Raw genomic sequence first — 18,591 nt, 5'->3', positions numbered from 1 at the left:
GGTCGGTTTATGATACGATACAATCGTCTCCACCGATTCTTACTATCATCCCTTCTCCCAGAGCACATCAGCGAACCAACTTTCAGAATCAAGAAAGTCTTGTTTTATGGAAAACGCTGATGCTGCTGCTAATTTTGTCAATTGCTTGTGATCGTATTTCTTTGATATTTCCATGAAAATTGCCTCCCAGGCTCCAAAGTGGACCTTTTCATCCATTAGATTCACTACCTGATCAATCTTACTAATTAAGTAACTCCTGCACTCACCTGTATGTGGGTTGTAGTATGGATAATGCAAGAATTGATTACGGTCGAAATCAGCACCAAGCTCGTCATTGATTCGATCAAGCAAGTTTAGATTGAATTCACGTGTTACACCCTGACTATCATTGTAAGCATTTAAAATGATGGATGGATCTTTTTTAAGATCTACACCCATAAACAACAAATCGCCTTTTTTGAGGAAATTTTGAAGCTTAGAAAGAAATGAAACAGCTTCCGATTCAGAAAAATTTCCAACATTAGAACCCAGAAAAAACACAATATCTTTTTCCGGACTCTCTGCTATCTCTGCCAAGGCATCAAAATAATCTCCTTCATAAGATTCTATTTTCAATCCGGGAATTTCTTTTTTCAGGTTGCTTTCCAGGATCGATAGTACATTACCAGAAATATCCACAGGAGTGTAAGTGAAGTCCACTTTCGCTTCCATAAAATGTTTAAGCAACACCTTGGTTTTCAATCCGTCTCCCGCACCTAACTCGATGATCCTGAAAGTTTCCGTTCCATTGATCGCCCGTAGAATTGCGTCTTTATGTGTTTTGAATATTTCGAGCTCCTTCCTGGTCAGGTAATACTCGTCTAGGTGCATGATTTGCTGAAATAACTTATCTCCCTTTGCGTCATAGAAATATTTGGAAGGAAGACACTTATTGTCTGCATGCAGTCCTTGCATAACATCCTCCGCAAAGGGTGACAGTGTAGTGAGTACTTTGGTCATATGGTCTTTATATGTGCTTAGCTAAACGAATGCCTGAAAACATCCATCTTAAATGAGGATGAAAAAAATTACGATAAGTGGAGCGAATATGATTTCTTGACGTACCAAAAGAGCCTCCTCTAAGCACCATTTGATTCACCATAAACTTTCCATTATACTCTCCCAGTGCTCCTTCCGGAGGATTATAATAAGGATATGCTGTATACGGACTAGAAGTCCATTCCCACACGTTTCCAAAGAAATCAAAATCTGAGGTTTGTATTGGCCTAAATTGTTTGCTATCTACAAAATTTGTCTCTTTTAGAACATTTGGTGAATAGATATTGCAAGCCACCTCCCATTCCTGCTCCGTAGGTAATCGGCAGCTTTTCCACCGAGCAAAAGCATCAGCTTCATAGTAAGAGATATGGCAAAGAGGATCGTCCTCATTGACTTTTTTATATCCTCCTAATGTATAACTCCACCACTCTCCTCCATCTTCCTGATGCCAGTATCGAGGTGCCTTTATTTGATTTTCATTTACCCAATCCCATGCTTCAGAGAGCCATAGCATGTGATCTCTGTATCCACCATCCTTAATAAATTCAATGAATTCCCCATTGGTAACAAGGCCAGATGCCATCTGATATTCATGTAGAAATATTTTATGTCTTCCTCTTTCATTATCAAAATGAAATCCATCACCTTCAAATCCTATTTCATAGATACCCTCATCGACATTTAACCATTCCGATTTCACATCGATTTTCTTCACATCCTGAATATCTTCCCTGTAATGAGGGTGCAAAGGGTTGTCTCCTAATATCCGCTTAATATCATATAATAGTAATTCCTGATGCTGCTGCTCATGGTTGCATCCAAGGACTACAACCTCCTTTACCTCTTCTTGTAATTCATTTGATTGCAAGTAGTTCTTTATTGCGGCATCCACATGCTGTCGGTAGCTAAAAACTTCTTTAACCGTTGGTCTGGTAAGCTGCCCTCGATTTTCTCTCGTCCATCGATCCCCGGCTGATATGTAGTAGCTATTGAACAGGTAAGGAAATTTCGGATGAAACTCTTCATAGTCAGTAACATTAGGCTTTAGAACAAAGGTCTCAAAGAACCAGGTCGTGTGTCCTAAATGCCATTTCAGTGGGCTTACGTCCATTACCGGCTGAACAACAAAATCTTCAGTTTCCAGCGGTTCACACAAGTATTCAGTATGTGACCTGACCTGTTTATAAGTTTCTAAAAGGTTTGATTGCGTTGAAATAGTAGATTCCAAAACGATTTCAGGATTTTTTTCAATTTATATATCTCTACAACGGAATCCACGTAAAAATGTCTTTTATTAGAAAAAAGAAACCCTATCCGCCGGCTGGCAGACAGGGCCCTCAACTAACCAAAAAAGACTAGAACAAATTTTTGTTCTTAGCTATCTATGTAAGGGAATCAAAATCCCTGCCAGTTAGTTAATCGTATAGTTAAAGAATCTTAAAAGCAAAGGATTTTTATGCAAACACAACTGCCCACAGATGGAGGGCCTATATACGCCGAAACCGATCTTACCGCCTTTATCACAGAGCCATGGAATGCACTTTCTTCACTTGCCATTTTGCTACCAGCAGTGTACTGGGCGTTTAAACTAAATTGGGAAATTCGGCAATTCGGGTTTCTATACTTTCTCATGCCTTTACTTTTTTTAGGTGGAACAGGCAGCCTGCTTTACCATGCTTTTAGATCCTCAAAATTTCTTTTATGGATGGATGTGTTTCCAACAGCCATTGTCACGTTATCAGTTAGTATTTATTTCTGGGATAAAATTTTGCCTAAAAAATGGCAGGTAGCAACAGTGGTGATTCCGTTTACATTCATGCGATTTGCAGTTTTGGACTATTTCACCGGTCAGCTCGCATTGAACCTCAATTACCTTTTAACAGGCTTTCTGATATTCTTTCCAATTCTATTCTATCTCTCAAAAAACAGGTATAAGCATCTGTCATCAATTCTCATTTCAGTCATATTTTTGTCACTGAGTTTGATATTCCGGAGAATCGATTACTCAGTTGCGTTGCTAATCCCAATGGGGTCTCATTTCCTGTGGCATATCTTTAGCGGCATTGGTGCGTTTTATTTAGCTAAGTACCTTTATTTAATCCGAAAGGATGAACTGCAACAGAAAACCGCATGAAAACAGTATTCTTAATTGTAAGCTTTTTGTGGATTACTCCTCATCACACTTCAGATCAAACGGCCGTAACAAACGAGGAAATCCAGATAATTCTTGATCGCCATAATTACTGGCGGGCGGAAGTGGGAGTACAGCAAAAGCTTGAGTGGTCAGACGATATGGCAAAACTCGCTGCTGACTGGGCAAAAAAACTCAAACGAAAAGGGTGTGCGTGGGAGCATCGTCCGGATAATAAATTTGGTGAAAACCTATTTAAAGGAACTGCCGGAGCATTTGATGCAGCGTATGTGGTAGATGCATGGGCCAGTGAAAAAGCAGACTATAATTACAATAAAAACAAATGCAAGCCTGGGAAGATGTGCGGCCACTACACCCAGATTGTTTGGGATACAACCACCAAAGTAGGCTGTGCCAAGATTACTTGTGATGGCATGGATATTTGGGTGTGTAATTACGACCCCCCGGGCAATTGGGTGGGCGAAAAGCCTTATTGATACTCATCCCACATTCTTATTTATTGCTCACCTGAATGAGTAAATTCATCTAATTCATAATCCAACTTCATTTGTATGCAATAGATTTTCGTTAAAGTTGATTAATGAAAATCGTGACTTTCATAATAGGGTTAGCATGCATAACATCAGCGTTTACTCAGGATATTTTTGATAAGAAAATCTTATCTAACCCCTATGTCACTTGCCAGGATGTTACATACAATGCACCAGATTTAATTGTAGACTATTATAAATCCGATCAACCAGATAGCATGCTGCTTTTCATCAAATATTGGAAACGTAAGTGCATGAATCCTAAAGAGGCAGATTGGTTAAAAACATTAACTCATATTCGATTTGGGAGATATGACTCAGACCAAATTACAATGAGTCAGATTAATGAATTGATCAGTTATAAAAGAATAAATGAGATTATTTATTATTACAGTTGCTTCGCGGAGGCAAGTTTTCAGGAAAACAGCTATGATCACGAAATAGATTATGCAATAGACAGCATAGTTAGGCTAATTGCCCATGAAACAACTTCAGAAAACATAGACGAGCAGCTAATACTTAACTTCTATGCTTCTAAAACTCCATCATTTAAAGAAATAAGTAATGCTCCTACTTCAAGTAAGCTAAAACAACTTTATGAAGAAGCAATAAGCAGAACACTTAATGAACCACAAACTCATATTGGTTTTATAACAGGAGCTGTTCAACATTATGAAAATATTTCATTTTTTGGAAGTCGCCCGACAATGGGTTTTGTAATCGGAGGCAAGACCATGAGACATAATTATGACTTCATTATGGACTTTCGAATAGGAGCTTCGAAAGAACCATATTCGTTTATTTACAATGACTCGTTAATTACTGATGATAAATGGACCGGTATGTACGTGGGATTTGAATACACGTTTGATTTTTTACAATCTAAAAGAATAGATATCGGCATATCACCGGGAATAGGGTATGATCGAATTACTGCTTTAACAGCTGACAATGATTATGGAGAGGATCCAAAGTTTTTAAACAGTTTCAATCAAAATGTAGGCATGGTTCTTAAGTACAAGTTTCTATCCGAAAATTTCATTGGAATTCATTTTAGATATAATTGGACCGATTATAAAAATCCTGGCGGCACAGCGTTGGATGGAGAGTATTTTAACATTCGAATAACCTTCAGCATGCTAAGTAATTTTTGGAGATCACAAAGACTGAAAAATCTTGAGTGGAGTAATAATTAACTTTCAGATGCAACCTTCGTTGTAATATGCTGTCATTTAAAATAAATCAGACACATGAAAACACTCATACCAACTCTAATTACCCTCATATTAACACTTCCATCTTTCAGCCAGAAAAAAACATTAGATGTCGGAAATTTCTCTGAGCTTTCACTTGGAATATCGGCTAATCTATACCTGAAACAAGGCGCTACAAACCGAGTAGAAGTGGAATGTGATGATGACATTTTTGAAGACATTGAATTCGAAGTAAAAGGTGATCGGTTAGTGATTAAACGAGAAGGAGGCTGGAGCTGGGGGAACGGGTGGAGACGTTCGGAGGTAACTATTTATGTGACTATGGAAAATATTGAAGGACTATCTGTAAGTGGTAGCGGCAGCATTGAAAGCGATGGCCAATTAAATGTCGAAGACATCCGCATATCAGTAAGTGGATCCGGTGATTTGGATCTTGACATTGAGGGAGATGAAATGGATTTACGAATTTCCGGTTCAGGAAGCATTCGACTGAATGGTACAGCTGAAGAGGCTGAAGCAAGAATTAGTGGTTCTGGCAGAGTAAAGGCAGAAGATTTGACCGTAAAAACATTTCAAGCACGGATCAGTGGGTCCGGTAGCTGCTACATTACAGCCATAGACGAAGTGGAGGCAAGTATCTCCGGTAGTGGAAGCGTGTATTATGCCGGTGACCCTAAAAGAGTAATTAGTAATTCTTCAGGCAGTGGTAAAGTGAGGAAAATGTAGTCTGGATTTTAGACACTAGACGTTAGATGTTTGACATTAGAGGCTCGGGAGACTAATTTTTTTATCCCCCCGATTTTATCGGTGGACGAATTCACATTAACATATGGGCGTTATCCTGAAGATTAATTTGTTAGATAAAGCAATCTCAACATTTACAATACCCACTGGATTTGTGCCTCTATACCCACTGAGCTAAAAAGTAAACCGATGATTTAGGAATTTTCATACAAACATTCATAATCTAAGGAACACTAACAGCTATGAAAGTAAACCTGACAGGGTTTTGAACCCTGTCAGGTTTGTTGAAATTTGAAAAAAGTAAACTCACTAGTGATCAAATGAACCTCAAGCAAAAGCCGGATCACCCAGCTCATTTTAAACTTCCAATTTCGACCTCAATTCTTATAAATCTTCCCCTCTTTCATCACAAACTTCACATCTTTCATCACTTCAATATCATCCAGAGGATTTCCAGGCACTGCGACAATATCAGCAATAAACCCTTCCTTAAGGGTTCCAATTTGATCTCCCATACCTAGAAGAGCAGCATTGTTAGACGTGGCAGCAATGATAGCTTCCATTGCAGGCATTCCGGCTTCCACCATATAGGTGAATTCACGAGCATTTTCACCATGCCTAAACACTCCGGCATCTGTACCAAATGCAATTGGTACTCCTTTTTTATAGGCCCTGGCAAATGTGCCCTGAATTTTAGGGCCAATCACTCTGGCTTTCTCAGCAACTACTTTTGGATAATAACCCGGTTTTTTAGCATTCTCTGCTACTTCCATACCTGCAGTAATAGTGGGAACCAGATAAGATTTTTTCTGAATCATTAATTCCATCGTAGCATCGCTCATGTAAGTCCCATGCTCAATGGTTTTTACCCCATTTGCTACTGCTCTGCGCATACCTTCATCTCCGTGTGCATGTGCCGCCACATGAAAACCCAGATCTGTAGCCGCATCCACAATCGCTTTTATTTCCTCTTCCTGAAAATGAGCGCCATCTCCGTCTTTGGCCACACTCAATACTCCGCCAGTGGCAGTGATTTTAATCAGATCTGCTCCATTTTTATATCGTTGGCGAACTGCTTTCCTTGCATCTGAAACGCTGTTAACCACACCTTCTTTCGGTCCAGGGTCACCCATTAGATCATCTCTATACCCGTTTGTCGGATCCCCATGACCGCCGGTTATGGAAAGTGCCTTCTCAGAAGTAAAAATCCTTGGTCCATCAATTAGCCCTTTACTTATGGCATCCCTTAATGAAACATTAACCCCACTTCCACCAACATCTCGTACGGTAGTAAATCCAGCCATAAGCGTTCGTTTTGCTATGTCAACAGAAAGAAATGCCTTATCTGCAGGATTGTCAGTAAAGGTTCGAATGTATCGATCAGGACTTGTCTCTCCCTCGATATGCACATGCATATCAATCCATCCCGGCATCACCGTATGATTTTTCAAATCAATCACCTGATCATTTTCTGAAGGGGTCATATACCCATTCTCAATCGCGACAATGTTCTTGCCGTCTACAACAATTGTTTTCTCATTCATAGACTTGGTAGAAACTCCATCTATGATAGTACCTGCGTGAATGATCGTTCGCTGGGCAAAGAGCGAAAGACAGAATAAAAGGGTAAAAAAGGTTAGGTTAAGTTTTTTCATCGTTATGCCATTAATTTCTTGTATTTGATCCGCTTTGGAGCTTCGTCTCCCAGTCTCTTCTTTCTGTTTTCTTCATACTCTGTGAAGTTTCCTTCAAACCAATAGGCTTGAGAATTTCCCTCAAAAGCTAGAATATGAGTAGCGATTCTATCAAGGAACCACCTATCGTGACTAATCACAACTGCACATCCTCCAAAGTTTTCTAGTGCTTCTTCAAGCGCTCGTAAAGTATTTACATCCAGATCGTTGGTCGGCTCATCCAGTAAAATCAGATTGGCTCCACGCTTAAGTGTAAGTGCCAGGTGCACCCTGTTGCGCTCCCCCCCTGATAAACTACCTACTTTCTTTCCCTGATCCTGTCCTGAGAAATTGAACTTACTCACATAGGCGCGCGCATTCATTTCTCGACCACCTAAGTCAATAATCTCGTTTCCTTCGGAAATTACCTCGTAAACTGACTTATTCGGGTCAAGCTGATCATGTTCCTGATCTACATAACTCATCACCACCGTTTCACCTACTTCAAAGGTTCCCTTATCAGGTTCCTCTTGCCCGGTGATCATTTTGAATAACGTGGATTTACCAGCACCATTTGGCCCGATAACTCCCACAATTCCACCTTGAGGCAGACTAAAAGACAAGTCTTCGTATAATAACTTATCACCATACCCCTTAGAAACGCCATTCGCCTCAATCACCTTCGCTCCAAGTCGGGGACCTGGCGGAATGTATAGCTCCAGATTACTCTCTTTTTCCTTCGCCTCTTCTCCAAGTAACTTATCATAAGCGCTCAATCTGGCTTTTGCTTTTGCCTGACGGCCTTTCGGGCTCATTCTCACCCATTCCAATTCTCGCTGAAGTGTCTTTTGACGTTTTGATTCTTGCTTATCCTCCTGAGCCAGCCGCTTCTCTTTCTGCTCCAGCCAGCTACTATAGTTTCCTTTCCACGGTATACCTTCCCCACGATCCAGCTCCAATATCCATCCGGCTACATTATCCAGAAAGTACCTATCGTGAGTAACTGCAATTACAGTCCCCTCATATTGTTGCAGGTGCTGCTCCAGCCACAATACAGATTCAGCATCCAGGTGGTTAGTAGGTTCATCTAAAAGCAAAACATCAGGTTGCTCCAAAAGCAAACGGCAAAGGGCTACCCTCCTTTTTTCTCCTCCGGAAAGGGTTTTAATTACAGCATCCTCCGGTGGTGTCCTCAAAGCGTCCATTGCTCTCTCCAGTTTGTGATCGATCTCCCACGCTCCTGTTGCATCCAGTTTTTCTTGAATTTCACCTTGCTTTTCTATGAGCTTATTCATTTTATCTGGATCATCAAGCACCTCCTGATCCGTGAATTTGGCATTCACTTCTTCGTATTCTTTTAGAAGGTCATTGATTTCCTTCACTCCCTCTCTCACAATTTCTATGACTGTTTTATCTGGATCTAGTTCCGGCTCCTGCTCCAGCATTCCCACAGAAAATCCGGGTGAAAAGGCCACTTCACCTTGAAAATCAGTGTCTTTTCCTGCGATAATTCGTAACAATGAAGATTTTCCTGCACCATTTAGTCCTAAGACGCCTATTTTAGCACCATAGAAAAATGATAAATAAATATTCTTAAGTACTTGTTTCTGCGGAGGGTGAATCTTGTTTACCCCCGACATTGAGAAGATGATCTTTTCGTCTGACATGCTTAAGTTTGATTTGAAATCGAATATACCACGCATTTAAGAATTACACTCACCCTTGGACATCTTACAGGTACCATTTGGATTTATTAAAGAAGACAAAGTCTTTTTAAGTGGCTGGGGAGCTAATCCCGATCGCGAAATAGGAGAAGTCCGTGATGAAGACATAGAAAAGTCCGTTCAATTTTTTAATGACAGATTTTCAGACCTAGAGAAGAAAATTAAAGAAGTCACAGAAAAAATAGATAGCACGGAAAACAAAGGATCCTTTTTGATGAAGCTGGTTCATTTACGGGAGCATTTACCGCAGCATGACGGACTTGGAGATTATCAGAAACTCCATGATGAAATCGTGAAGTACGAAAACCTGGTAAAAGACATCATTCAAAAAAATCGGGTAAGAAACACAGAGATCAAATCGGCTTTGGTAGAGGAAGCAAAACAGATCGCTGAAATCATCAATTGGAAGGAAGCAACAGAGAAAATTAATGATATAAAAAGCCGCTGGATAAAAACCGGTAGCGCTGAAGATGACAAAAACGAGGGCCTGGAAGAGGAATTCTGGGGAATCATAAAAGAATTTTTTGATAGAAAGAAGCAATTTTTTGAAGACAAGCAAAAACTTACTGAACATCGAAAGCGCCAATATGCAGAACTGGTGGAAGAAGCTAAAAAGCTATCAGGTATGCATGGGCAAGAACGGTTCAATAAAGTGAAAGAGCTAAAGGAACGATGGAAGGAGATAGGAGGAATCCCTGCCGAGTTTTACAAACCTTTGAATACTGAGTTTAATCAGCAGTTGAAGGGAAAGAAATTCACACCGGTTGACTACTCTGAGACTTTAACTAAACTAAAAGCATTTAAACAGGGGAAGGTAGCATATAACAAAGATGAACTTGACAAGTACAAAAAGACGCTCTTCAGAGATAAATCAAGAAGTGCCGATAAACACGAATGCCTACAATTGATTCAGTTGCTCCATGAAAGAGAATTTGTGAAAAAGCTATCTCAAAAAAGATTCCCTGATTTCGCCAAACTTGATGCAGACAAGAAAAACAGCATCCGTAAGGGAATAATCAATGACCTCATCGCTCGGGATAAAGAAGACTTAAGGACCTACGAAGAAAATTCAGCAAATTTTTCATCCGTTGATGGAAAAATGAACAAAATCGTTGAAAATAAGATTAAAGGTCAAAGGCGAAAGATCGAAACCAAGTCAAAATTGCTTGAATGGGTTGATTCTGGAGATTTTTAAAATTTCTGACAACTTTTTCTGGACTTTTGGTGTAAGAAAATTACCTTTCGTTAAACGAATTTTTGAATAAGGCGTGTATAAATTATAATAATATATATTTGCGCGCATTATTAAAACAGGACTTAAAACAGAGGCTATAATATGTATTGGACACTAGAACTTGCATCATACTTAGAAGACGCACCATGGCCGGCCACCAAAGATGAGCTAATTGATTACTCTATCAGATCTGGAGCACCGCTGGAAGTAGTAGAAAACTTGCAGGAACTAGAAGATGATGGGCAGCCGTTTGAAAATATTGAGGAAATTTGGCCGGATTATCCAACTAAAGAGGACTTCTTCTTTAATGAAGACGAGTATTAAGTCCATCCAAATGAGAAATTAAACTAAAGCTCCTACATAGGAGCTTTTTTTTTTGAAGCTATTTTCGGCCTGAACAACTGCTTTTTTCATACACCCGAATTCTCCTATTTGTAAAAATGGAAGAGTAGTAATTATTCTCTTTTCTAACCCAGAGGACAAAATGCCTCCATCAATCTCTCCTGTAATCTCTTCAGGCCTTAAAAAATTATCAATTGATAAAAATACCCCGAACGAGGTATTGCCAGATTGCCAATTGATAAATATGTTAGAGGTTAAAGCATTTAAACCTTAGAACATGAAGAAACTTTATCTAACTCTATCCATTTTATTAGTTACTGGTACTGTATTCTCACAGAAACTGCCTTTTCAGGGCAGATTGCTGGATGGTGGGAAACCGTACACAGGGAGCGCTACCATTGAGTTCAGCATTACTGAACCTGCATGGTCAGAAACTATATCAAATATCAGTGTTACTGATGGCTACTATTCTGTGGTGCTTGGTGAAACTACGCCTTTACCTGATACACTATTTAAAGAAAGTCCAGAGGTCATAATGAACCTCACTGTAAATGGGGAGGCGCTCAGTCCGGTGACGTTATATTCTTCATTCCTTCCTTATGCTGATGGGCCGGTTCAAATAGATACGGTTCGAAGTTATGCTGTGGAAGCAATCGGAGTGAATGATGAAGGAAAGGCCAGAATCACATCTACCAATGGTGGTTATGATGGAGTCATGTCTTTAACAGATTCTTTGGGAAGAACAGGCAACTTTATTAGAACACGCAAAACCGGCGGGTATCTTCAATTAGCTCAGCAAGATTTCACAGATGATTCGTTCAAAAGTGCTGCTTTAATGGGAACGACAGGTGATCAGAATAGCTTCATGGAGCTATATGGGGGTAATTCAACCGATGACGGTCTAGCAACCTTAGTTCTCGCATATGGAAGCAATATTGATTTGGATGGTCCTATTCCTGACGGCTATAGAAGAGGAGGAATTGATATTAAAAACTACTACGGAAATTTCACCCACAACATTTTCTCTGAACATATAGGAGAATCAACCATAAGTCACATCAATCTTAATGCGTCCCAAGACAATGGCGGACCTCAATATACCCTTAATCTCAATAGTGGAGATGGTGTTACTTCCGGAGGGTTTATCTCCCTTAGAGATGCTGGAGAAGCAGAGACCATTTCACTTGACGGATCTACAGGTACTATTAACGCACAGCAAATTTTAATTGACGGAGCGCCTATTGAGGGATCCGGTGGAGGAACCATTCAGCCGGATTCAGTTCGATCCAAGAGTGTAATTGTTGTAGGAAATTCCGGAGAAACGAAAGCTGATCTAAACTTTTTTGAACCAAACAATGCCGGAAGCCTTGTTCTATATGGAGCCAATGATTCAACGAAGGTAATCCTCGGTAGTTCCTCAGGAGGATACGGTGGTTTTCTCGGACTGTATGACTCAACGAGAAATATTGGAGCACAACTCAGAGTAACCAATAAAGGACGAGGAAATCTCTTTACTTATAATGAATCACATGCAAACACTGGATGGTTCGGTGGATTGAGTAATGATGGGTTCGTGCAGTTGATTTCGTATGACTCAGCAGAAGCAGTTTCTGGTGCTGCTCTCATCGGTTCGTTTGCAGATGGTCGTTTGCCTGAGTATTACCTGGAAGGTTCAGCACAAGAAAATTTTGGGTTAGGAAGATTCAGAGTTACTCCTTTAGGTAATTCAACTGAGGAAACAGGAAGACTGGAAATCAATCGAAGTAATGGTGGTGGGCAAGCAGTAATGACAATCGCACAAGATGATGGTGGTTCAGACCCAACAGGAACGAATGGTATCGTTGAGTTATGGGGTGACAACAGCATCAATTTTCAACTTGGTTCAGAAGGATATGAAGATCACGATATGGCATCCATTAACATGTATGGATCAATCGATGACGGTGGCGGATGGTGGTATAATTCTGCTCAGATGGCCACTCGCAGAACAGCCGATGACTCACAAGAGTATGGTGATGTTTCATTATTCAAGAATGAAGCAGGTTCGAATATGATCACCGCATACCTTACAGCAGGCTATGCAGATCAAGGAGGCGGAGGATTGGAACTGATGGACTCCCTTGGTACATTAAGAGTCTCTGCAGAAGCAAACAATGGTAGACTTAGTGTATCTAACATTTTGTCGATTGATCGAGGAGACGGCTCTTCTGCTGCTAACCTTTTCTTCGATGGAAGCGATGGTGGAGGAATCTCCATTCAAAATAGTGCCGATTTCGGAACACTATTCTTTAGTGGTAATGAGGGTGTATTAAGGTTGAATGATGCGTCTGGAGCTACTCAAATCAATATGGATGGAAATACCGGAACTATAGATGCGCAGCAAATTCTTGTGCAGGGAGTCCCAATATCCTCTGCCAGCGGTAATATTTCACCTGATACCATTACTACTAGCTCCATAAGAGCGCTTAATGGAGCAGGAAATGAAGGCGTTTACCTCCAGGGAAATACAGAAGGTGGAACTTTACAGCTAAGCAGCCCGGATGCTACCAATTCTTACAACCGCGCTACATTCTTTGCCGGTACAACAACAAATGGTGAAAACTCATTTGCCAACCTTTATGGTATGAATCCAACATCAGATGGTCAACAGCTATTGATTAATAATTATACTACAGCAAATGATGTATTTAACTCACCATTCACTGGAGGCTATCGAAGAGGTGGTACCGACTACTATGATAATGAAGGTACATTCTTGTCAGGCATTGGATCAAACAGAGATGACGTAGGAGGTAAGAGTGGTCTTGTTCTTGTAAATAGTGATGCAACTAGAAACGCCTACTTATCAGGCAAGTGGTGGGAAAATGCCAACTTGGGAATTCTTCAAATTTTTGGACAAAATGATGACGGCAGTGGCCTGAATGGTACACTATCTGTTGTCGAACTGGAAGCAGTAGATCAGAGTGGTAATACAAGCGCACAACTTTCATTAAAAAACACAATTTCAGCAGGCACTTCCATTGAAACGATTTTAATTCAATCTAACAACGGAACAGGTGCCGCCTCGATAATAGTGAATGATAGCTCTGGTGTTGCAGCTATTGACATGGATGGTGCCACCGGAAATCTTAATGCTTCGGGTACTGTTGCTGCAGACATTCTTCAATCAACTTCAGGAGGAGTACAAACTTCAGATAGAAGACTTAAGAAGAATATCCAAAACCTGGATAATCCATTAGAGAATACGCTAAAATTGAGAGGTGTCTCTTATCAGTGGAAGGATGAAAGCATTGCCATGCAAAATCAAATTGGAGTAATTGCGCAGGAAGTGGAAGAAGTTTACCCTGAATTTGTTCATACCAATGATAAAGGGATGAAAGCAGTCAACTATGCGCAGATGACCGCAGTATTGATTGAAGCAATCAAAGAGCTGAATGCTAAGGTTGAGAAGCTTGAAAGCGAAAACTCCAGCTTAAAAGCATCGCTTTCTGAAGTTGAAACGCTTAGAAAAGAAATGGACCAGTTGATGAAAATGTTAGGTGCAAATAAAGCAGCGAGCAAATGAAAAAGCTGATCCATAAACTGATATTTTTCAGCTTTGCTTGTGTGCTGTGCTTATCACTTAAGGCACAGTTTACGCAGCAAGGATATGCAACAAATACTGCGGGAGGCACGCTATCAGGAGGAAGTCTTTCCACCGAAGTGGGAACATCCACATTTGGAGGACGGCCAAGAAGCGAATCATTTAGATTCATAAATGGATTGCCTGCTTACAACCTGGAAAGTGCTATCGTAACAGTAGAGTCCAGAGCTGGATCAAATCCCATTACTGATGAAGTAGAAGCAATATTGCTTAGGGTACGACCTTCTGGTAAATATGACACTCTTGATATTATTACAAACACAGGAGGTGATTTTTCATTCAATCCTGTTTTCGTCAGTAACTATTTAGTGAATATCGATTCGGATCCTGAAAAGTACGTTGCTACTTATTACGGAGATGCATTTTTATGGGAAGAGGCTGAGGTTTTAGAACTCTCCGGTGATTCTACTGTACAGATACAAATTACTGCTGCTCCTCAAGAACGTGGACCGGATACTGGAGAAGGTATCGTGCGAGGAACCATTGAAGAAGATCTGGAGGATGATAACGGCCGAATAATGGCTCGTAGAAGAGCAGCCAAAAGAAAGTGCGGATTAAGAAAAAGAAGAAGAGGTGGACGCCTTGGCCAAGACAATGATGAATTTGAACTAATTGCATATGGTGAAACAAATGACAATGGTGAGTTTGAATACGGATTTCTTCCGGAGGGCACCTATCGATTCTTTGTAGAGTATCCAGGTATTCCATTGGATGAGTCCTCTTTCGTGCAATTTGAAATTGGTGAAGCCGGGGTGTCAGACGATGAGTTTGTTCTTGCAGCTTTCGTAAGCGAAGAAGGCATTGTTGTTGAGCTGGTGCTGGGTATTACTGATGAGATTTTCACGAATTTCAACATTTATCCAAACCCGACAGTCGGAACAATCACTGTCAAGTACGACAGAATCATTCGAAATAGCATGAATATGCAATTGGTTGATGCCAAAGGAAATGTGCTGATGACGAAGACCATTGACAAAAAAGAAGGTTCTGAGGAAAAAGTCAGTTTAGAAAACTATCCTGATGGAATGTATTTTTTGAAGTTTACTGATGAGAAAACACAAAAAAATACACTGACATTTAGGGTTATCAAGCAATAAAAACCTAATTACCGCCTAACTTCAAAATCCACTCTTTACGGAGTGGATTTTTTTATTTTAAATCCTCAGGTGTTGTTATTTTAATGTTGTCATAGGAACCTTCAACTAAAGAAACAGTATATCCGGCAGCTTCGTAAACGCTTGCATCGTCTGTAAAAATGCCAGACCCTGCCTTACCATAAGCATCTTTCAGCTCTGAAACATTAAAGGTTTGCGGGGTTTGAACCAGTACATAGTTGGATCGATCTCGGGCTATTGAAGTGTTTTGTTCTAATTCTCTAATGGAGTCCTTTAGCTCTACCACTGCTACTCCGGAACCTTGAGATTTGGCGGAATCGAATGATGTGGAAATTGTGTCTACCGAGACGAATGGTCTTACAGCATCATGTATAGCAACCAGACCCTCCCCTTTTATTATGGAAAGACCTGAGAGCACCGATGCACTCCGTGTGATCCCTCCAGACGTTACATGAATTTCTCTATCAGGAAAATATTGAAATTTTAATGCTTCCCACTGCTTTATATGAGCCTCAGGAAGCACTATAATTACTTCAATTCCGTGATCATATTCGAGGAATTTCTTAATCGACCTAACAAGAATTGGTTCACCATCTATCAGCAAGAATTGCTTTGGCACCTCACTCTTCATGCGAGTGCCAACACCTCCGGCAACTATAATGGCGTACTTTTTCAAGCTCAATTAGATGATAAGCATCGCATCTCCATAACTGAAGAAGCGGTACTTTTCCTTGATTGCCAACTGATATGCCTCTTTAATTAGGTCATATCCTCCAAATGCAGACGCCATCATCAGCAAGGTAGACTCTGGCAAATGGAAATTAGTAATCAACGCATCGCAGATTTTGAAATCATACGGAGGGAAAATGAATTTGTCTGTCCACCCAGAATTGTCTTTTAATAAACCATTGGCAGATACTGATGACTCCAGCGTTTTCATTGCCGTGGTTCCAACAGCACAGATCTTAGATTTCTCAGCCAAAGCTCTATTTACTCTATCCGCAGTTTCTTTCTCTACCCAATAGTTTTCAGAATCCATCTTATGCTTGGTAAGATCCTCTACATCCACAGGACGGAAGGTTCCTAGCCCAACATGGAGCGTAATAGCTGCCACATCTATACCGATAAGCTCCAGTCGCTTCATCAACTGAGGTGTGAAGTGTAATCCGGCAGTAGGAGCTGCCACCGCACCAATATTCTTTGCGTAAATCGTTTGAAAACGTTCACGATCTTCCGGCTCTGCTGAGCGCTTTATCTCTTTCGGAAGAGGAGTTTCTCCCAATGCATCGATCATTTTATAGAATTGCTCCTGATCCCCGTCAAATAGAAATCTAATGGTTCTCCCTCTACTGGTGGTATTATCGATAACCTCAGCTACCAATTCACCATCTCCGAAATACAGTTTATTTCCTACCCGAATTTTTCTTGCAGGATCAACGAGCACATCCCACAGTTTCATTTCTGTATTAAGCTCACGAAGTAGAAATACTTCGATCTTAGCACCAGTCTTTTCTTTGTTTCCATATAGTCTGGCTGGAAATACTTTAGTGTCGTTAAGAACAAATACATCATCTTCACTGAAATAGTCAACTACATCCTTGAAAACTTTGTGTTCTATCTCCCCAGTGTCTTTGTGTACGACCATGAGACGAGAGTCATCTCGGTTCTCAGTTGGGTGAAGGGCAATAAGGCTTGATGGTAAATCGAACTTGAATTCGGATAATTTCATTCCCATAGGAAAAAGGATCTATTTTAATGATCAAAAGAGCGCAAAATTAGCAAATATGTTTCACGTTTGTAACGTAAATGCATTGAATCTCGTCAACTTAGTGTATTGACCGTTTGAAATTACCATTTACCGATCCCAATTTAATTTAAAAAGCGGCACATCGATTTACTACTTTTGTTATAAGAAAATAAGCACGTGAAAGTATTTAAGCTAATAATTGAAAGTTTCCGCTTCGCATGGAGTGCACTAAAAACAAACCTACTTAGAACCACACTTTCTTTATTGGGGGTGACTGTTGGCATATTTTCAATAATAGCTGTTTTCACAGCTGTAGACTCTCTCGAGCGAAGCATTAAAGACAGTCTGAACTTTCTGGGAACCAATAACATCAATGTAGAAAAATGGCCTTATGGATTTGGTGGACCTTATCCGTGGTGGACTTATTTAAAGCGACCATATGTCACCTTTGATGAATATCGATTCTTAAAAGAAAATGTAAAAAACGCCGAAGCGGTATCAATATTTACAGTAAGGGGCGGAATCATTGCCAAACATAAGAGTAGCAGTGTTGCTGACCTTTCGTTACTTGGCGTAGTATATGATCACAAGGACACCTATGAAATACCAATCGAAAAAGGACGGTATTTCACTCGTGAAGAAGCAGGAGGTGGCTCCAATGTTGTAATCATTGGAAACAGAACAGCTAGCGAACTATTTCCTAATGTATCTCCGGTTGGAAAGGAAATAAAAATCAAAGGGCTTAAGTACTACATTATTGGAGTCATTAAGGAGGAAGGTGATAGCTTTTTAGGAGCCCCTAGTAATGACGATAACATTTATATGCCGTATCGTTCTTTTCAAAAAATCTACTATTCCGGCAGAAGGACAGGCGTTCAACCACGCATTACAGTAAAAGGCTTATCAACAGACGTGGGCCTTGTAGAGCTTGAAGCTGAGCTCAGAGGATTGATGCGAAAAAAGCGATCACTGAAGCCAAGAGAAGATGACAACTTCGCACTGAATCGCCCGGAAGCGATATCAAACTTCATCGGATCGACATTTGATGCCATCAGTGTTGCCGGGGCAATCATTGGTGGGTTTGCCATACTCGTTGGTGGGTTTGGAATAGCCAATATCATGTTTGTGTCTGTTCGTGAACGTACCAATATCATCGGGATTCAAAAATCACTCGGGGCAAAAAACTATTTCATTTTATTTCAATTTTTGTTTGAAGCAGTTTTTCTAAGTCTAATCGGTGGAGGGGTTGGCGTATTTCTCGTCTACTTAATATCCTTTGCAAGCCTGGGCAGCCTCGACTTAGTCATGACAACAGGAAATGTCATTTTAGGATTAGGTATTTCAGCAATCATAGGGGTACTCTCTGGAATAGTGCCAGCATTGATGGCTGCCAGATTGGATCCGGTTATTGCCATTCGAACAACAGGATAATGTC

Annotated in this window: 15 protein-coding genes; 9 read left to right on the top strand and 6 right to left on the bottom strand. The window is 40.4% G+C overall.

The features are described 5' to 3' along the window. Positions 1 to 45 precede the first annotated feature (45 nt). Together egtD and egtB are read right to left on the bottom strand one after the other, a co-directional pair. On the bottom strand, positions 46 to 999 hold the full coding sequence (gene egtD / locus ACQK2H_RS04465; RefSeq protein ID WP_425390272.1) for an L-histidine N(alpha)-methyltransferase: 954 nt from the start codon (positions 997 to 999) through the stop codon (positions 46 to 48). 7 nt (positions 1,000 to 1,006) lie between these two features. Further along, a complete protein-coding gene (gene egtB / locus ACQK2H_RS04460) occupies positions 1,007 to 2,266 on the bottom strand; it encodes an ergothioneine biosynthesis protein EgtB (RefSeq protein WP_425390271.1) in 1,260 nt (419 codons plus the stop codon). A gap of 228 nt (positions 2,267 to 2,494) precedes the next feature. Here egtB and ACQK2H_RS04455 point away from each other — a divergent pair, with 228 nt between their 5' ends. From ACQK2H_RS04455 to ACQK2H_RS04440, 4 genes are all read left to right on the top strand, one after another. Further along, the gene (locus ACQK2H_RS04455; protein ID WP_425390270.1) at positions 2,495 to 3,172 is read left to right on the top strand and encodes a hypothetical protein; all 678 of its coding nucleotides are present in this window, start codon (positions 2,495 to 2,497) and stop codon (positions 3,170 to 3,172) included. Beyond that, positions 3,169 to 3,666, top strand: coding sequence for a CAP domain-containing protein (locus ACQK2H_RS04450; protein ID WP_425390269.1), 498 nt, complete (start codon positions 3,169 to 3,171; stop codon positions 3,664 to 3,666). The genes ACQK2H_RS04455 and ACQK2H_RS04450 overlap by 4 nt, the downstream gene beginning before the upstream one ends. Before the next feature lie 104 nt (positions 3,667 to 3,770). Beyond that, on the top strand, positions 3,771 to 4,916 hold the full coding sequence (locus ACQK2H_RS04445; RefSeq protein WP_425390268.1) for a hypothetical protein: 1,146 nt from the start codon (positions 3,771 to 3,773) through the stop codon (positions 4,914 to 4,916). Positions 4,917 to 4,970: 54 nt separating this feature from the next. Next, a complete protein-coding gene (locus ACQK2H_RS04440; protein WP_425390267.1) occupies positions 4,971 to 5,660 on the top strand; it encodes a head GIN domain-containing protein in 690 nt (229 codons plus the stop codon). 395 nt (positions 5,661 to 6,055) lie between these two features. Here ACQK2H_RS04440 and ACQK2H_RS04435 read toward each other — a convergent pair whose 3' ends face one another. Beyond that, positions 6,056 to 7,333: an amidohydrolase family protein gene (locus tag ACQK2H_RS04435; protein WP_425390266.1), complete on the bottom strand. Its 1,278-nt coding sequence runs from the start codon at positions 7,331 to 7,333 to the stop codon at positions 6,056 to 6,058. A gap of 2 nt (positions 7,334 to 7,335) precedes the next feature. Beyond that, positions 7,336 to 9,018 (bottom strand): energy-dependent translational throttle protein EttA, encoded by a 1,683-nt coding sequence (ettA, locus tag ACQK2H_RS04430; RefSeq protein WP_425390265.1) that lies wholly within the window; start codon positions 9,016 to 9,018, stop codon positions 7,336 to 7,338. A 55-nt stretch (positions 9,019 to 9,073) separates the two neighbouring features. Here ettA and ACQK2H_RS04425 point away from each other — a divergent pair, with 55 nt between their 5' ends. From ACQK2H_RS04425 to ACQK2H_RS04410, 4 genes are all read left to right on the top strand, one after another. After that, a complete protein-coding gene (locus ACQK2H_RS04425) occupies positions 9,074 to 10,270 on the top strand; it encodes a DUF349 domain-containing protein (RefSeq protein ID WP_425390264.1) in 1,197 nt (398 codons plus the stop codon). 141 nt (positions 10,271 to 10,411) lie between these two features. Further along, positions 10,412 to 10,633: a DUF2795 domain-containing protein gene (locus ACQK2H_RS04420; RefSeq protein WP_089356648.1), complete on the top strand. Its 222-nt coding sequence runs from the start codon at positions 10,412 to 10,414 to the stop codon at positions 10,631 to 10,633. 295 nt (positions 10,634 to 10,928) lie between these two features. After that, positions 10,929 to 14,216 carry a tail fiber domain-containing protein gene (locus tag ACQK2H_RS04415; protein ID WP_425390263.1) on the top strand — a complete coding sequence of 1,096 codons (3,288 nt, stop codon included), beginning with the start codon at positions 10,929 to 10,931 and terminating at the stop codon, positions 14,214 to 14,216. Then, positions 14,213 to 15,391: a T9SS type A sorting domain-containing protein gene (locus tag ACQK2H_RS04410; RefSeq protein ID WP_425390262.1), complete on the top strand. Its 1,179-nt coding sequence runs from the start codon at positions 14,213 to 14,215 to the stop codon at positions 15,389 to 15,391. Before ACQK2H_RS04415 ends, ACQK2H_RS04410 begins: the two co-directional genes overlap by 4 nt. A gap of 52 nt (positions 15,392 to 15,443) precedes the next feature. On the opposite strand, the gene ACQK2H_RS04405 is transcribed toward ACQK2H_RS04410, so the two are convergent. Both ACQK2H_RS04405 and queA read right to left on the bottom strand, forming a co-directional pair. After that, positions 15,444 to 16,085: a 2-C-methyl-D-erythritol 4-phosphate cytidylyltransferase gene (locus tag ACQK2H_RS04405; RefSeq protein ID WP_425390261.1), complete on the bottom strand. Its 642-nt coding sequence runs from the start codon at positions 16,083 to 16,085 to the stop codon at positions 15,444 to 15,446. 6 nt (positions 16,086 to 16,091) lie between these two features. After that, positions 16,092 to 17,138: a tRNA preQ1(34) S-adenosylmethionine ribosyltransferase-isomerase QueA gene (queA, locus tag ACQK2H_RS04400; RefSeq protein WP_425390260.1), complete on the bottom strand. Its 1,047-nt coding sequence runs from the start codon at positions 17,136 to 17,138 to the stop codon at positions 16,092 to 16,094. A gap of 195 nt (positions 17,139 to 17,333) precedes the next feature. Here queA and ACQK2H_RS04395 point away from each other — a divergent pair, with 195 nt between their 5' ends. Continuing rightward, positions 17,334 to 18,587, top strand: a complete 1,254-nt coding sequence (locus tag ACQK2H_RS04395) for an ABC transporter permease (protein ID WP_425390259.1) — start codon at positions 17,334 to 17,336, stop codon at positions 18,585 to 18,587. Positions 18,588 to 18,591: the final 4 nt, after the last annotated feature.

Source organism: Ekhidna sp. (assembly GCF_965228795.1).
Classification (GTDB): domain Bacteria; phylum Bacteroidota; class Bacteroidia; order Cytophagales; family Cyclobacteriaceae; genus Ekhidna.
The sequence above is the reverse complement of the archived record's forward strand: the minus strand, read 5'-3'. Positions and strand labels throughout refer to the sequence as shown.

Excerpts from the sequence above, each read along its gene's own strand:
- egtD (WP_425390272.1), bottom strand. The coding sequence starts at position 999 with ATGACCAAAGTACTCACTACACTGTCACCCTTTGCGGAGGATGTTATG.
- ACQK2H_RS04455 (WP_425390270.1), top strand. The coding sequence starts at position 2,495 with ATGCAAACACAACTGCCCACAGATGGAGGGCCTATATACGCCGAAACC.
- ACQK2H_RS04450 (WP_425390269.1), top strand. The coding sequence starts at position 3,169 with ATGAAAACAGTATTCTTAATTGTAAGCTTTTTGTGGATTACTCCTCAT.
- ACQK2H_RS04445 (WP_425390268.1), top strand. The coding sequence starts at position 3,771 with ATGAAAATCGTGACTTTCATAATAGGGTTAGCATGCATAACATCAGCG.
- ACQK2H_RS04440 (WP_425390267.1), top strand. The coding sequence starts at position 4,971 with ATGAAAACACTCATACCAACTCTAATTACCCTCATATTAACACTTCCA.
- ACQK2H_RS04435 (WP_425390266.1), bottom strand. The coding sequence starts at position 7,333 with ATGAAAAAACTTAACCTAACCTTTTTTACCCTTTTATTCTGTCTTTCG.
- ettA (WP_425390265.1), bottom strand. The coding sequence starts at position 9,018 with ATGTCAGACGAAAAGATCATCTTCTCAATGTCGGGGGTAAACAAGATT.
- ACQK2H_RS04420 (WP_089356648.1), top strand. The coding sequence starts at position 10,412 with ATGTATTGGACACTAGAACTTGCATCATACTTAGAAGACGCACCATGG.
- ACQK2H_RS04415 (WP_425390263.1), top strand. The coding sequence starts at position 10,929 with ATGAAGAAACTTTATCTAACTCTATCCATTTTATTAGTTACTGGTACT.
- ACQK2H_RS04410 (WP_425390262.1), top strand. The coding sequence starts at position 14,213 with ATGAAAAAGCTGATCCATAAACTGATATTTTTCAGCTTTGCTTGTGTG.
- queA (WP_425390260.1), bottom strand. The coding sequence starts at position 17,138 with ATGAAATTATCCGAATTCAAGTTCGATTTACCATCAAGCCTTATTGCC.